Origin of the sequence: Neoroseomonas rubea, assembly GCF_016106015.1 — a bacterium.
Lineage (GTDB): Bacteria > Pseudomonadota > Alphaproteobacteria > Acetobacterales > Acetobacteraceae > Neoroseomonas > Neoroseomonas rubea.
On sequence record NZ_JACADQ010000005.1, the window covers coordinates 17,144 to 32,085 of the forward strand.

Annotated in this window: 12 protein-coding genes; 2 read left to right on the top strand and 10 right to left on the bottom strand. The window is 69.6% G+C overall.

Annotated features, from left to right (window positions below; all coding sequences use genetic code 11):
• Positions 1-53: 53 nt before the first annotated feature.
• A complete protein-coding gene (locus tag HW577_RS01425; protein WP_232474596.1) occupies positions 54-2,039 on the top strand; it encodes an O-linked N-acetylglucosamine transferase, SPINDLY family protein in 1,986 nt (661 codons plus the stop codon).
• Between the two features lie 3 nt (positions 2,040-2,042).
• Complete coding sequence (locus HW577_RS01430) at positions 2,043-3,809, top strand: O-linked N-acetylglucosamine transferase, SPINDLY family protein (RefSeq protein WP_198374266.1); 1,767 nt, start codon at positions 2,043-2,045, stop codon at positions 3,807-3,809.
• Between the two features lie 13 nt (positions 3,810-3,822).
• On the opposite strand, the gene HW577_RS01435 is transcribed toward HW577_RS01430, so the two are convergent.
• The 10 genes from HW577_RS01435 to HW577_RS01480 form a co-directional block, all read right to left on the bottom strand.
• On the bottom strand, positions 3,823-4,674 hold the full coding sequence (locus HW577_RS01435) for an FkbM family methyltransferase (protein WP_198374267.1): 852 nt from the start codon (positions 4,672-4,674) through the stop codon (positions 3,823-3,825).
• Positions 4,675-4,744: 70 nt separating this feature from the next.
• Positions 4,745-5,719, bottom strand: a complete 975-nt coding sequence (locus HW577_RS01440; protein ID WP_198374268.1) for an ABC transporter ATP-binding protein — start codon at positions 5,717-5,719, stop codon at positions 4,745-4,747.
• Entirely contained in the window at positions 5,716-6,705 is a 990-nt protein-coding gene (locus HW577_RS01445; protein ID WP_419956570.1) for an ABC transporter ATP-binding protein, read from the bottom strand. Before HW577_RS01445 ends, HW577_RS01440 begins: the two co-directional genes overlap by 4 nt.
• Positions 6,702-7,628, bottom strand: coding sequence for an ABC transporter permease (locus HW577_RS01450; RefSeq protein ID WP_198374269.1), 927 nt, complete (start codon positions 7,626-7,628; stop codon positions 6,702-6,704). The genes HW577_RS01445 and HW577_RS01450 overlap by 4 nt, the downstream gene beginning before the upstream one ends.
• Entirely contained in the window at positions 7,594-8,553 is a 960-nt protein-coding gene (locus HW577_RS01455; protein ID WP_198374270.1) for an ABC transporter permease, read from the bottom strand. The genes HW577_RS01450 and HW577_RS01455 overlap by 35 nt, the downstream gene beginning before the upstream one ends.
• 10 nt (positions 8,554-8,563) lie before the next feature.
• Positions 8,564-10,360, bottom strand: a complete 1,797-nt coding sequence (locus HW577_RS01460) for a peptide ABC transporter substrate-binding protein (protein ID WP_198374271.1) — start codon at positions 10,358-10,360, stop codon at positions 8,564-8,566.
• A gap of 150 nt (positions 10,361-10,510) precedes the next feature.
• Positions 10,511-11,005 carry a deaminase gene (locus HW577_RS01465; protein ID WP_198374272.1) on the bottom strand — a complete coding sequence of 165 codons (495 nt, stop codon included), beginning with the start codon at positions 11,003-11,005 and terminating at the stop codon, positions 10,511-10,513.
• 13 nt (positions 11,006-11,018) lie between these two features.
• The gene (locus tag HW577_RS01470; protein WP_198374273.1) at positions 11,019-12,722 is read right to left on the bottom strand and encodes an ABC transporter permease subunit; all 1,704 of its coding nucleotides are present in this window, start codon (positions 12,720-12,722) and stop codon (positions 11,019-11,021) included.
• Entirely contained in the window at positions 12,719-13,756 is a 1,038-nt protein-coding gene (locus HW577_RS01475) for an extracellular solute-binding protein (RefSeq protein ID WP_198374274.1), read from the bottom strand. The genes HW577_RS01470 and HW577_RS01475 overlap by 4 nt, the downstream gene beginning before the upstream one ends.
• The gene (locus HW577_RS01480; RefSeq protein ID WP_332837313.1) at positions 13,753-14,811 is read right to left on the bottom strand and encodes an ABC transporter ATP-binding protein; all 1,059 of its coding nucleotides are present in this window, start codon (positions 14,809-14,811) and stop codon (positions 13,753-13,755) included. The genes HW577_RS01475 and HW577_RS01480 overlap by 4 nt, the downstream gene beginning before the upstream one ends.
• Positions 14,812-14,942 lie beyond the last annotated feature (131 nt).

Below are 14,942 nucleotides of genomic sequence, written 5' to 3' on the forward strand. Positions count from 1 at the left end.
CCGCGCGGCCCGGGGATGGGCCGCGCGAGACCCAAGAACTGGGAGAAGCGGGCATGGCCAGAATGGACATTGCCGAGCTGGTGGCGAGCGCGCAGGCGCTCTCCGCCTCTGGCCAGGTGGCGCTGGCGGCGGAACTGTATCGCGACTACGCGGCGCTCAATCCTGACGATCCGCTGCTGCATGTCGCCCTGTTCAACCAGGGCGTGCTGCTCTCCTCGCTCGACGACCTGCGCGGCGCGGCCGAGGCCTTCACCGCGGCCATCCAGCGCAATCCGGGCTTCCTGCCACCCTATATTAACCTCGGCGCGACCTATGAGCGCATGGGCGCGGCGGTCGAGGCCTTCACCCAGTGGTCGCACGTCACCGGCAGCCTTTCGGCCGTCACCGCCGACGGCCTGGCCTACAAGGTCGCGGCGCTGAAGCAGATGGCGACGATGCTGGAGGGCAGCCGCCAGCTGGCCCCGGCCGAGGATGTGCTGCGCCAGGCGATCGAGATTTCGCCCGGCCAGCGCGACGTGGCGCAGCACTGGATCGCGCTGCGCCAGCGCCAGTGCCAGTGGCCGGCGGTGATCCCGCTCGCCGGGCTCGATCGTCCGGCGATGCTCCGCCGGATGGCGCCGCTGACCATCTGCTGCCATGCGGACGACCCGATGATGCAGCTCGCCGTGTCCTACGCGCATTGCAGGGAGGATGCGGGCTGGCCCGCGCGCTTCCGCACCACCGCGGATTTCGCCGACCGCATCGGCCAGGTCCCCGGGCGGCGGCTGCGGATCGGCTACCTTTCCTCGGACCTTCGCGAGCACGCGATCGGGTCGCTGATGGCCGAGATGTTCGGCCTGCACGACCGGGAGAAGGTCGAGGTCTTCGCCTACTACTGCGGCATCGCGAAGGAGGATGCGACCAAGGCGCGCATCCGAGGATCCGTCGAGCACTGGCGCGATATCGGCACGATCGACGACGATGCGGCCGAGGCGATGATGCTGGCCGATGGCGTCGACATCCTGATCGACGTGAACGGCCACACGCGCAGCGCGCGGACGCGGCTGCTGTCGCGCCGGCCGGCGCCGATCATCGTCAATTGGCTCGGCTATCCCGGCAGCATGGGCAGCCCCTTCCACCACTACATCATCGCCGACGCGCAGATCGTCCCGCCGGGCAGCGAGCGCTACTACAGCGAGACGGTGGTGCGCCTGCCCTGCTACCAGCCCAACGACCGGCTGCGCCCGACCGCGACCGACCGGGCGCCGACGCGCGAGGCCGCCGGCCTGCCCGCGGAGGGCACCGTCTTCTGCTCCTTCAACGGGACGCAGAAGCTGACGCCCTTCGTCTTCGGGCGTTGGATGGCGATCCTGCGCCAGGTGCCCGGCAGCGTGCTGTGGCTGCTGAAGAGCAGCGAGGAGGTCGAGGCGCGGCTCCGCCACGCGGCATCCGAGGCCGGCGTCGCGCCGGAGCGCCTGGTCTTCGCGCCCGTCGTCGGCGCGCATGACCACCTCGCGCGCTACGCGCTGGCGGATCTGTTCCTCGACACGGTGCCCTATGGCGCGCACACCACGGCGTCGGACGCGCTCTGGATGGGCGTGCCGGTGCTGACGGTGCCAGGCCGGTCCTTCGCCGCGCGGGTCTGCGGCAGCCTCGTGCATGCGGCGGGCCTGACGGACCTGATCTGCGCCACGCCTGACGAATATGTCGCGCGCGCCGTCGCACTTGGGCAGGACCGCGCGGCGCTTACGGCGCTACGGGAAAGGCTGCTGGAAGGGCGCGCGACGGCGACGCTGTTCGATACGCCGCGCCTGGTCCGGGAACTCGAAGGGTTGTTCCACGGCATGTGGCAGGATTTCGCCGAAGGCCGGCTGCCGCGGCCGGATGTGACGAACCTCGACACCTATCTCGAACTCGGCGCGGAACTCGACGATCCGATGGTCGAGACGGGCTTCCGCCCCGACTACGAGGCGCGCTGGCGCGACGCGGTCGCGCGGCGCCACGCCTTCACTTCCCTCGCGCCCGACCGCCGCTTCCATCCTTCTGCGCAGGAGGGCTGAGCCATGGCCCCGCTCGATACCGCGACCCCGGTCCCGCTGGCCGGCATGGGGCTGGAGGCGCTGATGCCGCGCCTCGAAGAACTGCCGCCGGCCGAGACGATCGGGCTGTATCGCGCCTGGCTGACCGCAAATCCCGCATCGCCGCAGCGCTTCGCGGCCTGGTTCAACCTCGGCGTACAGCTCGGCGCCGGTGGGGACCGGCAGGGCGCGATGATCGCCTATCGCCAGGCGCTGGCGATGAAGCCGGACCTGCACCAGGCGGCGGTGAATCTTGGCCTCGCGCTGGAAGCGGAAGGCCGGCAAGAGGAAGCGCTCGCGACCTGGGATGCCGCGCTGCAGCCGGTCGCGGCGCGGCTGCCGCTGCTCAACCACCGCGGCCGTTTGTTCGAGAACCAGAAGCGCTACGCCGAGGCCGAGGCGACGCTGCGGCAGAGCCTGCACCTGGACCCCCAGCAGCCCGACGTGGTGCAGCACTGGTCGCATCTGCGCCAGAAGGGCTGCATGTGGCCACTCGATGGCGGCGGCATCCCGGGACTCGATGCGGAGACGCTGGCGCTGATGGGCGGGCCGCTCGGAGCGCTCGCGCTGACCGACGACCCCGCGCTGCAGACGCGCATCGGCGCCGCCTGGATCGAGCGCAAGGTCCCCGCCGCGCCGGAGCGGCTTGCACCGACTCAGGGCTACGCGCATGACCGCATCCGCGTCGGCTACCTCTCCTCCGACTTCTGTCGCCATGCGATGGGCACGCTGATCGTGGAACTGCTCGAACGCCACGACCGCAGCCGCTTCGAGGTTTTCGGCTACTGCACCACGGAGGAGGATAGCAGCGAGTTGCGCGCGCGCATCCTCGCCGCCTTCGACCATCATGTGCCGGTTCGGCAGCTGACGGACGAACAGCTGGCACGCCGCATCCGTGCCGACGAGATCGACATCCTCGTCGATCTCAACGGCCTGACGCGCGGTGCGCGGCTCGGCGCGCTGCGCTGGAAGCCCGCGCCGGTGCAGGCGACCTATCTCGGCTATGTCGGCCCCGTGCCGCTGCCCGAGCTCGACTGGATGATCTGCGACCGGGACGTGGTCCCGGAAGCGGAGGATTCAGGCTACGCGCCGCGGCCGCTGCCGCTCGACGGGCTCTACCAGGCCAATGACGGCCAGCCGCCCGCCCTGCCCGCGGTGACGCGCGCAAGCGAGGGCCTGCCCGAGGACGCCTTCGTCCTCTGCTGCTTCAACAATTTCTACAAGATCACGCCCAGGGTTTTCGGTGCCTGGATGCGCATCATGGCGCGCGCACCGCGCAGCGTGCTGTGGCTGACCGAGGACAATGCGACCGGCATCGCCAACCTTCGGCGGGAAGCACAGACGGCCGGCGTCGATCCGGCGCGGATTCTGTTCGCGACACGCTGCGACCCGGCGCGGTATCGCGCGCGGCTCGGCCTCGCGGACCTGTTCCTCGACACCACACCCTACAATGCCGGCACGGTGGCGAGCGACGCGCTGCGCATGGGTCTGCCGATCGTGACGCTCGCCGGGCGCGCCTTCGCGTCACGCATGGCGACCGCGCTGCTGCGCGCGATCGGCCTTCCAGGGAATGCCGCGACGAGCGTGGACGAATATGTGGAGATCGCCTGCGCCCATGCGCTCGATTCCGCGCATCATGCGCGGGTGAAGGCGGCGCTGGCTGGCGATGCCTGGGCGCGGACCATCGGCGATGCGGCCGGCTTTGCCCGCCGCATCGAGGCCGCCTATGAGCGGATCCGCCTGTGCCCCTGACGGGCGCGGGCGGTCACGCCGCCTGCTTCTGCATGCCCTGGAGATAGCCGCCGGAGAGTGCGCCGCCCTGGCGCGCATCGTGCTCGGCCAGCAAGCGGAACACGACATCCGCGGCGCCGTAGCATTCGTGCAGGATCGCCGCCATCGCCAACAATTGCCTGTCTGACAACGCGTCGAGCCGCGTCAGGTCGCGGATGAAGACCGCATCGGCCCAGACCAGCTGTCCCATGCCCGCATAGGGATCGTTGTTCACCATCACCGGCTGGATCGCGCGGCTGACGGTCGGGAAGAAGCGATGCAGGCGGAAGCCGTGGCCGGCGAGAAAGCCCTCCATCTCCCCATACAGGGGCTGGCCCTTGTAGAGCGGCAGGAACTCCACCTCCGCCTGGATCACCAGCGCGTCGGCAAGCCGTGCTTCCGCGTTGCGCAGCACCATCAGCTCGGCGCCCTGGATGTCGAGCTTCAGCATGTCCGCGCCTGCGGTCTCGGGCACGTCGTCGAGGCGGACGGTGTCCACCTCCTCGGTCGCGATCACGCGGCCCCAGTCGGGAAAGCCGTGGAACAGCGACAGCACGGCGGGGTCGGGCTCGAGCAGCGACGTCATCCCCGGTGCCTGGCAGATGCGCAGCGTATGGCGCGCGCCATCCCCGACGGCGTGGGGGAAGTAGCGTTCCAGCGGGCCTTTGCGCGCATCGAGCGTGGCAAGCGCCGCAGGGTTCGGCTCGAAGCCCACCACCTCCGCCTCGCCCGCGCGCAGCATGCCCGCATAGGGAGGGTCGGCATCGATCGGATTGGCGCCGATATCCACGACCTTGACGCGGGGTGCGGCACCGCGCGCCAGCGCGCGGAAGGAAAGGGCGACCATGGGCTGCCTCCTGCAGCGGAAAACGCCGCAGTCTCGCGCGTCGGCCTTTCCCGAAGGTTACGGCCGGCCGTCAGCCGCGCTTGTGGCAGGCGACGAAATGCCCCGGGCGCACCTCGCGCAACTCGGGCACCTCGGTCCGGCAGGCGCCGGCATCGGCGATCGGGCAGCGCGTGTGGAAGTTGCAGCCGGGGGGCGGGTTGAGCGGGCTCGGCACATCGCCTTCCAGCCGGATGCGCTGGCGCCTGATCGTCGGGTCCGGGATCGGCACGGCCGACAGCAGCGCTTCCGTATAGGGGTGCAGCGGATCGGTGTAGAGCCCGCGGGCGGAGGCGATCTCCACGATCCGACCGAGATACATCACCGCGACGCGGTCGCTGATATGCTCCACGACCGACAGGTCATGGGCGATGAACAGGTAGGTGAGGCCGTATTTCTCCTGCAGGTCCTCGAGCAGGTTCACCACCTGCGCCTGGATCGAGACGTCGAGCGCCGAGACGGGCTCATCGCACACGATCAGCTTGGGGGAGACGGCGAGCGCGCGGGCGATGCCGATGCGCTGGCGCTGGCCGCCCGAGAATTCATGCGGGAAGCGGCGCATCTGATCGGCGTTCATGCCGACCGTCTCGAGCAGATCGACGACGCGCTCCTCCCGCTCCCGCGCCGTTTTCGCTAGGCCGTGGATGACCAGCGCCTCCCCGATGATGGCACCCACCGTCATGCGCGGGTTCAGCGAGGCGTAGGGGTCCTGGAAGATGATCTGCATGTCGCGGCGCAGCGCGATCATCTGCTTCTCGTCCAGTGCCGTGATGTCCTTGCCCTCGAACCAGACCTGGCCGGCGGTGGGTTCGATCAGGCGGAGGATGAGGCGGCCCGTGGTCGACTTCCCGCAGCCCGACTCGCCCACCAAGCCGAGCGTCTCGCCGGGTGCGAGGTCGAAGGAGACGCCGGAGACGGCATGCACCTCCCCCACCGTACGGCGGAGCACGCCACCCTTCACGGCAAAACGCTTCACGAGCTTCTCGACGCGGAGCAGGGGCTGCGTCATGCGGCGATGGCCTCGGCGTGGATGCAGGCGACCTTGTGGCCAGGCACGGCTTCGCGCAGTGGTGGTTCGGCGGCGCTGCATTCGGCGGTCGCATGCCGGCAGCGCGCCGCGAAACGGCAGCCGACGGGCGGGTTGAGCAGGCTCGGCACCGTGCCGGGGATGGCTTCCAGCCGCCGATGCTCGGTTGCCGCCAGATCCAGGCGCGGGATCGAGCGGATCAGCCCCTGGGTGTAGGGATGCATCGGCCGGGCGAAGAGCTCATGGACGGTCGCTTCCTCCACCACCTTGCCGGCATACATGACGATGACACGCTGCGCGGTCTCGGCCACGACACCCATCGCATGGGTGATGAGCAGCACCGCCATGCCGAGCCGCTGCTTCATCTCATTCAGCAGGTCGAGGATCTGCGCCTGGATCGTGACGTCGAGCGCTGTGGTGGGTTCGTCCGCGATCACCATCTTCGGATTGCAGGACAGCGCCATGGCGATCATCACGCGCTGGCGCATGCCACCGGAGAACTGGTGCGGATAGTCATGCACGCGGCGCGACGCGTTCGGGATGTTGACCAGGGAAAGCATCTCCGCCGCCCGGTCCATCGCCGCGCGGCGGGACATCCCTTCATGCTGGCGCACCGTCTCGGCGATCTGGTCGCCCACAGTGTAGACGGGGTTCAGCGAGGTCATCGGTTCCTGGAAGATGAAGCCGATCTCCTTCGACCGGATGGCGCGCATGGCGACCGGCGGCAGCGGCACCAGGTCCCGCCCCTGCCACAGGATGCTGCCGGCGACGATCTTGCCCGGCGGCATGTCGATCAGCTTCAGCACGGTCTTGGCCGTGACCGTCTTGCCGCAGCCGGATTCGCCGACGACGCAGACGGTTTCTCCGCCGTCGACGCCGATGTCCACGCCGTCCACGGCACGGACCATGCCGTCATCGGTCCGGAAGTGGACCTTGAGGCCGGAGATCTCGAGCAGTCGGCCGCTCACTTCACGCGCCTCGGGTCGAGCGCGTCGCGCAGGCCGTCGCCGACGAAGTTGATGCTGACGACGGTGAGGAAGATCGCGAGCCCCGGGAACAGCGCCCAATGCGGCGCGAAATCGAGGTTGTCCTTGGCATCGAACAGCAGCCGCCCCCAGGTCGGGATGTCGGGCGGGAAGCCGAGGCCGAGGAAGGACAGCGTGCTTTCCGCGATGATCGCGGCGGCCACGTCGATGGTCGCCGCAACGATGACCGGCCCGAGCGCGTTGGGCAGGATGTGGCGCATGACAAGGCGCAGGCGCGACGCGCCGAGGGCGCGCGCGGCCTCGACGAACTCCTTCTCCCGCAGCGAGAAGAACTGCGCGCGCACCAGTCGCGCCACGGGCATCCAATTGAACAGGCCGATGACAGCCACGATGAGGATGAAGACCCCCATCTCCGGCCCCACCACATCCTTCAGCGAATCGCGGAACAGATAGATGATCAGCAGCAGGAGCGGCAGCTGCGGCAGCGACAGGAACAGGTCGGTCAGCCACATCAGCGCGGCGTCGAGCTTGCCGCCCGCCATGCCGGCGACCGCACCGACGAAGGTGCCGAGGAAGACGGCGACCAGCATCGCCGTGAAACCGACCGCGAGCGAGATCCGCCCGCCATAGAGGATGCGCGCCAGCAGGTCCTGTCCGAGATCGTCCGTCCCCAGTGGATGGTCCCACGAGGGGCCCTGCAGTCGCGCGGTGAAGTCGATCTCGTCGATCGGCACGCGCCAGATGAACGGCCCGACCAGCACGGCCAGGATCAGCATCAGGAGCACGGCCGCGCTGACGACCGCGAGCCGGTGCTTGCGGAAGCGGCGCCATGCCTCCTCCCACGGCCCGATCCGCGGGCGGGCGGGGGCGCTAGCGGTAGCTGATGCGGGGATCGAGCCAGCCATACAGGATGTCCGCGATCAGGTTGAAGAAGATGACAAGGCCGGCGAAGACGAAGGTCACGGCCATGATGACCGGCGTGTCGTTGGCCAGGATGGCGCTGATCAGCAGCGAGCCGATGCCCGGCACGCGGAAGATCTGCTCCGTCACGATCGCGCCGCCGAACACGGCCGGCATCTGCAGCGCGACCAGCGTGACCACCGGGATCATCGCGTTGCGCACCACGTGGCGCATGGTGATGCGCGATTCGGGCAGCCCCTTCGCGCGCGCCGTCGTCACGTGATCAAGACGGATCACGTCCAGGACAGCCGAGCGCACGTAGCGCGTCCAGGCCGCGCCCTGGAACAGACCCAGCACGAGCACGGGCATGATCGCCTGGCGGATGTGGTCCCACCACCAGCGCCAGCCGGAGGAGGTGATGTTCGTGGAATAGACGAAGGGCAGCCAGTCCAGTGTGATCGAGAACAGCAGGATCATCAGCAGCCCGGTGAAGAAGGTGGGCAGCGAGAATCCGACGAAGGCGAGCGTGTTCGCGATCTGGTCGAAGATCGAATAGGGCCGCGTCGCGGCATAGACGCCGACCGGCAGCGCGATGCACAGCGCCAGCACCTGGGATGCGCCGATCACCGCGACAGTCGTCGGCAGGCGCTGCATGATGAGCTGATCCACCGGAATACGGCTGACGAAGGAATAGCCCCAGTCGCCCCGCAGCATCGCCAGCAGCCAGCTGACGTAGCGTTCGTGGATCGGGTCATCGAGCCCGAGGCTCGCGCGCAGCTGCGCGCGGACATCGGGCGGCACGGCAGGGTTCGTCGCCAGCTCCTCGAACGGGTCGCCCGGAGCCAGGGCGAGCACCGTGAAGAGGATGACGCTGATCCCGAGCAGGCTCGGGATCGCGATCAGCAGCCGTCGGATCAGATACTGGGTCACGCGGGACGGATCAGGTCTCGCGCCACCAGTCGCCGAGCAGCCAGAGCGTGCCATCCCAGGCGCTGAGCACGTGGCGCAGGTTGTTCAGGCTTGCGCTTACCGTCGGGCGCCGCACCAGCGGAATGATGTGGTTCGAGCCGACCACCAGGTCGTTCAGCTGGATGAACATCGCCGCGCGCTTCACCGGGTCGAGCTCGGACTGCGCAGCGCGGAAGATGCGGTCGTATTCCTCGCTGCGCCAGCGGACGATGTTGCGGCCCTGCCAGCTGTTCGCCTTGGAAGAGATCTCCCACGACACGTACTGGTTCATGAACCGCTCGGGGTCAGCCTGCGGCATCGTCGTCGTGTACATCTGCACGTCGGCGTAGAACTTCGTGTAGGTGTCCGGGTTCGCGACATCGGACGAGAAGAAGACGGAGGCGACGACCGACTTCAGCTCCAGGTCGATGCCCGCGCGCTGCGCCGCCTGCTTGTAGATCGCCTGGGTGCGCTGGCGCGGCGCGTTGACGGACGTCTGGTAGACGAAGCGCAGCCGCACCCCGTCCTTGGCACGGATGCCGTCGCGCCCGCGCGCCCAGCCGGCGCGATCGAGGATGTCGTTCGCCTTCTGGATGCTGAATTCCCAGCGCATGTTCTCCGAGCGGAAGCGCGGCGGGTTGTTGAGGAAGTTCGCCGTCGCCGGGCCGCCGCGGCCGTAGATGAACTGCTCCAGCGCGTTGCGGTCGATCAGCAGCGCCATCGCCTCGCGCACCGCCGGGTCGCGGAAGGCCGGGTGCTGGGTGCTGATATGCGCGCGCTCGCCGTCGATCTCACGATTCGGGTCGGTCGCGTTGAGCTGCACGAACTCGATGCCGCCACCCTCGACGATGTTCACCTTGCCGCGGCCGGCGGCTTCCAGGCGCTTGAGGATCTCGTCCTCCACCTGCATGTTCCAGGCATAGTCGAAATCGCCGGTCTGCAGCACCGCGCGCGCGGCCGAGACTGCGTCGCCGCCGCCCTTGATCTCGAGCGTGTCGAAGAACGGGCGGTTGTCCATGTGGTAGTTCTGGTTCAGCTCCCCGCGCAGCAGGTCGCCCGGTGCGAAGGAGACGAAGCGGTAGGGGCCGGTTCCGACCGGGCGCAGGTTCGCCGGCGCGTCGCGCGAATTGGCGCCGGCGAAGCCCTGAAACATGTGCTTCGGGATCATCTGGCCAGTCGCGGCGACGAAGGCATCCGCCCAGAAGGGCGTCGGCTGGGCGAACTCCACGCGCACCGTATGGTCGTCGACCTTCACGACGTTCACGTCGCGATAGGAGCCGGAGGTGACGGCCGCGACGGCGGCGCTGCGCGCATATTCCCAGTTGAACACCACGTCGTCGGCCGAGAAGTCCTGCCCGTCGTGCCACTTCACGCCGCGCTTGAGCTTCCAGGTGACCGACCGCCCATCCTGCGCCAGGCCGCCATTCTCGAGCGACGGGATCTCGGCTGCCAGGATCGGGTGCAGCGTGCCGTCCGAAGCCCAGCCGGCAAGCGGTTCATAGAAGACGCGCGCGGCGTCCTGGTTCGTCGTGCCGGCCGCGAAGTGCGGGTTCAGCAGCGTCGCGGCCTGCCAGTAGAGGATCTTGAGCGCCCCGCCGCCACCCCGCCGCATCGGGCGATAGGCAGGCACGGATTGCGCCGCGGCGGGCGCGGCGCCCGTGATGGCCAGCAGCTGCGTCGCCATGGGCGCGGTCAGGCCCAGCGCCGCCATGCGCCGGACGAAGCCGCGCCGCGTCAACGTGCCGCGCTTCACGCGCCCGATCATCTCGCGCAGATGGTCTTCCGTCATGTCATGTCTCCCAGTCCTGCCTCGGGCCCTGCCCCGTCGCGGCCTTCACGTGCCGCTGTTCCGGATGGCCAGCCCATCATCCCTGCCCGACGATACAGGCCGCCGCGCAAGCGTGCACGGAATTCCGTCCCATCCACAAGGGGCGACCGCTCATGCCGCGCCGTCCGTCCAGTAGCCCTGGTGCGGCACCGCCGCTTCCGCCTCCAGGCAGGGGCCCACCACGGCGACCGGCTCGGCCGCCGTGTCCAGCACCGCGCGGCAGGAGAGCGATAGCCCTGCCGTATGCGCCTGCGCGTTGCGCAGATCCAGGATCGCGCCGGCGGAAAGCCCGTAGACCACGCGCCCGACGCCCGCGTAGAAGGCCGCCGCGGCGCACATCGCGCAGGGCTCACCCGAGGAATACATGGTCCCCGCGCGCATCCTCGCGCGTGGCGTGCCCGCGGCCAGCGCGGCAGACAGCGCGTTCATCTCGGAATGCGCGAGCGTGCCGGCGCCGGACGCGCCCTGCATCGACCCTGCTTCCGCGATGACGACACCATCCGCATCGGCGATGACGCAGGCGAAAGGGCGGTCGCCGCGCGCCCGCGCTTCCCCCGCCAGGGTGATCGCCCGCCGCAGCAGGCGCGTGTCGGTCTCGTTCAGCATGGACGACATCCTCTCACCGGCGCCAGACGCGGTCGAGCGGGACAAGACGGTGCATCGCCAGCAGCAGCAGCACCGTCACGAGGATGAAGACGGTGGAGATGGCATTCACGGTGTTCTCCAGGCTGAAGGCCGCTTCCGCATAGATGCGCACCGGCAGCGTCTGAAGCCGCGCGGTGGTCAGGAAGGCCGTTACCGTCACCTCCCCGAAGGAAATCAGGAAGCCGATCAGGCAGGCAACGGCGATGCCGGGTGCGAGCTGCGGCAGCACGACGCGCTGGAAGACGCGCAAGGGCGGCGCGCCGAGGCCAGACGCCGCTTCCTCCAGCCCGCGGTCTAGGCCGGCGACGGAGGCGCGCAACATCGCCAGCATGAAGGGCGCGACCAGCACGACGTGTACGGCGAGGATGCCGAGGAAGGCCGGCAGCAGCGTGAACCATTGCAGCAGCCGCAGCATGCCAAGCCCGATCGCAATGCCCGGGAGCGCCAGCGGCAGCATGAAGAAGGCGGCGAGCGCCTCCCGCCCCGGGAATGTCCCGCGCGCCAGGGCGAGCGCCGCAGGCAGGGCGATCAGCAGCGACACGCCGGTCGCGGCAAGCGCAAGCTGCAGGCTGACCCAGGCATCTCCGAGATAGCGCTCATTGCCCAGCACCGCCGCGTACCAGCGCCAGGTGAAGCCGAGCCACTGCGCCACCGTCGCCTGCGGGCTGTCGTTGAAGGAGGAAACTGCGACAAGGACCAGCGGGAACAGCAGCAGCAGCAGCGCGATGCCAAGCAGCAGGCGCGACACGAGCGGCCCGATCGCCTCCAGCGCCACGACCAGTCCCCGCCGTAGCGCCGGCGGCAGGGCGGGCAGGCGGCGGGGTGCGCGGCCCACGGTCCAGGGCGTCGCGAGCAGGATCGCGCGGCCGATCAGCAGCGTGCCGAGCACGGAGGCCCCCAGCATCACCATCGCCAGCGCCGAGGCGGCCGGATAGTTCAGGATCTCGAGCCCTTCCTTCAGCACCACCATACCGCTGACCATCACCTGCCGCCCGCCGACCAGCGTCGCCGACACATAGGCGGTCGAGGCGAGCAGGAAGACCAGCACCAGCCCCGCCCGCAGCCCCTGGAGCGAGAGCGGCAGGGTGACGCGGAAGAAGGTGACGGCCGGCCCGGCCCCCAGGCCCGCGGCGGCCTCCGCCAACCGCTTCTCCTGCGCCTCCAGCACGTCATAGAGTGCGAGCACCATGTAGGGCAGGAAGACCTGCGTCAGCGCGAGGCCGACAGCGAACCAGCCGAACAGCAGGTTCACCCGCGGCAGGCCCAGGAAGGCCAGCAGGTTCGAGACGAGCCCGCCCGGCGCCAGCAGCAAGATGATGCCGAGGCTGCGCACGACCACGTTGGTCAGCAGCGGCACGAGCACGCAGGCGAAGCCCAGCGGCCGCCAGCGCGGCGGCAGGCGCGTCAGCCACAGCGCGATCGGATAGCCGAGGATCGCGCTTGCCAGCGTGACACTTGCGCCAAGCGCGAGGGTGCGCAGGATGGTGCGTCGGCTGAACGGGTCCGTCGCGAGGTCCGTGTACTGGACGCCGGACGGGATGAAGGACAGCGGCGCGAAGATTTCCGGACTTTCCTGGACGGACAGCAGGGCGACCACGCCAAGCGGCGCGGCGAAGGCCGCGAGCATCCAGAGCAGGTACGGCGTCGCGAGCAGCGGCGCCGCGGCGCGCGAATTCACCCGGCGATCTCGCGCGTGAAGCGGCTCGACCAGCGGGGCTGGTTGCGGATCACCACGTCCCAGTCGAAATCCACCAGCCGCCCGACCGCTTCCTCCCCCATGATCAGCTTGGCGCGGAGGTCGGCCGGCAGATCGAGGTTGCGGATGGTCGGGCTGTAGTAGATGCGCTCGGCATAGGCGCGCTGGCATTCCGGGGAAAGGTGCAGGTTCACCCAGGCCTCGGCAAGTGCCTGCTTCTGCGTGCCGACGGTGATGCAGGCGACGTTGGTTGCCAGCGCCTGGCCCTCCGTGGGGTCGGCGATGACGATGTTCGGGTTGCGCGCTTCCGCATAGGCGCGGGTAAAGGATCCAAACTCGACGCTCGCCGCGCCGACCTGCTGGTCGAACATGGTGAACAACTGGTCCTGGCTGCCCTGGATGGCGGCGAAGGGCTTCAGCGCCGCGATCTGGCGGAAAGCGGGCTCGATGTCGTTCTCGCTGCCGCCCCAAATCTTCGCCGCCATCAGCAGCGCCGAGGTGCCCTGCGCGCCGGGATAGGTCGGCCAGATCACCTTGCCGCGGAGGTCGGCGCGCCAGAAATCCTTCCACGACGTCATCGGCGCATCGACCTTGCGCCGGTCATAGACGATCGTGACCGGATTGAAGGCGACGCCATAGCCGCCGAGCTTCGCGGCCGGATAGAGGTTCGCCGCATTCGGCACGCGGTCCGTCGGCGCCTGCGTGACGCCGTCGCGCACCGCCTGGCGGCTTTCGAAGATGTTCAGGTAGACGATATCGAAGGACGGGCGGCCGCGTTCGGCATATGCGCGCGCGCGGCGTTCCGGCGTGCCGCCGAGCACGAAGTTGATCTTCACCCCATGCTGCTGCTCGAGCGGTGTCGCGACAAACTCCCGCAGGATGCGTTCCTGCGCGCCGCCCCAGACGCCGACGGTCAGTTCCTGGCCGCGCTGGATCTGCGCGACGGGGCTGCGCATGAAGGCGAAGGGCGCGGCGGCGCCGGCGCCGAGGATCAGGCGGCGGGTCAGGCAGGTCATGCGGGCTCTCCCGTGGGGTCCTCGAGGAAGGTCAGCGCGTCCGCGCCGGCCGAAAGCGTCACCGGCGCGCGGGGCGGCAAAGCGGGCTCGGTCGTCGGGCGCAGCACGCGGATGCGCGGCCCGCTGTCGAGTTCGACCTCATAGGCGACCTCGTCGCCCAGCCAGGCAGCCTCGGCGACGCGGCCAGGCGCGGCGAGCAGCGCGCCAGCCCGCGGCACGAGCCGCAGCCGTGCGGCCCGCAGGACAAGATGGGAGGGCTGCCGCGGCGCACCCGCGGGCGGCGCCACGCCGAGACCGGGCGCCAGCATGAACATGCCGCCTTCGAGCCGCCCCGGCAGCACGGTGCGCGCGCCGAGGAAGCTCGCGGTGAAGACGCGACGCGGATGCTCCGTCAGTTCCGCCGGTGTCGCGCATTCCACCAGGTGCCCGTGGTTGAGAACTGCGATCCGGTCGGCCAGCGCCAGCGCCTCCTCCTGGTCATGCGTCACGAACAGGGTCGTGATGCCGGTGCGCCGGCGCAACGCGGCGATCTCCTGCCGCATCTCCACGCGCAGGCCGGCATCGAGGTTCGACAGGGGCTCATCCAGCAGCAGCAGCGACGGGTGGATGACGAGGGCGCGGGCGAGTGCCACGCGCTGCTGCTGGCCGCCCGACAATTGCGCGGGGTAGCGCGCGGCGAAGGCGGCAAGCCCCACCATGGACAGCGCCTCGGTCACGCGGGCGTCGCGCTCGGCGCGCGGCAGGCCGCGCATCTCGAGCCCGAAGCCGACATTCCCCGCGACGGTCATGTGCGGGAACAGGGCGTAGTTCTGGAACACCATGCCGATGCCGCGCCGGTGCGGCGGCGTGCGCTCGATGGCGCGGCCTTCCATCACGATGCGTCCGCCATCGGGCGTCACGAAGCCGGCCACCATGCGCAGCGTCGTCGTCTTGCCGCACCCGGACGGGCCGAGCAGCGCAATGCATTCGCCGGCCTCGGCCGCGAGCGTAAGCCCATCGACCACGGCCTGCGCGCCGTACCGCTTGGTGACCTGGTCCAGCAGGAGATGCGCCACGATGTCCCGACACGATGCCCGGCGTCGAGGGTCCAAGAAGCGTGCCAGGGCGGGAGCGGGTGCACCTCCTTCTGCGCGGCGAGGCGCCTGCGACTTGGGCAGGCATTCACGGCGGGGCTGCACAACCCGTG

Excerpts from the sequence above, each read along its gene's own strand:
- HW577_RS01425 (WP_232474596.1), top strand. The coding sequence starts at position 54 with ATGGCCAGAATGGACATTGCCGAGCTGGTGGCGAGCGCGCAGGCGCTC.
- HW577_RS01430 (WP_198374266.1), top strand. The coding sequence starts at position 2,043 with ATGGCCCCGCTCGATACCGCGACCCCGGTCCCGCTGGCCGGCATGGGG.
- HW577_RS01435 (WP_198374267.1), bottom strand. The coding sequence starts at position 4,674 with ATGGTCGCCCTTTCCTTCCGCGCGCTGGCGCGCGGTGCCGCACCCCGC.
- HW577_RS01440 (WP_198374268.1), bottom strand. The coding sequence starts at position 5,719 with ATGACGCAGCCCCTGCTCCGCGTCGAGAAGCTCGTGAAGCGTTTTGCC.
- HW577_RS01450 (WP_198374269.1), bottom strand. The coding sequence starts at position 7,628 with ATGGCTGGCTCGATCCCCGCATCAGCTACCGCTAGCGCCCCCGCCCGC.
- HW577_RS01460 (WP_198374271.1), bottom strand. The coding sequence starts at position 10,360 with ATGACGGAAGACCATCTGCGCGAGATGATCGGGCGCGTGAAGCGCGGC.
- HW577_RS01465 (WP_198374272.1), bottom strand. The coding sequence starts at position 11,005 with ATGCTGAACGAGACCGACACGCGCCTGCTGCGGCGGGCGATCACCCTG.
- HW577_RS01475 (WP_198374274.1), bottom strand. The coding sequence starts at position 13,756 with ATGACCTGCCTGACCCGCCGCCTGATCCTCGGCGCCGGCGCCGCCGCG.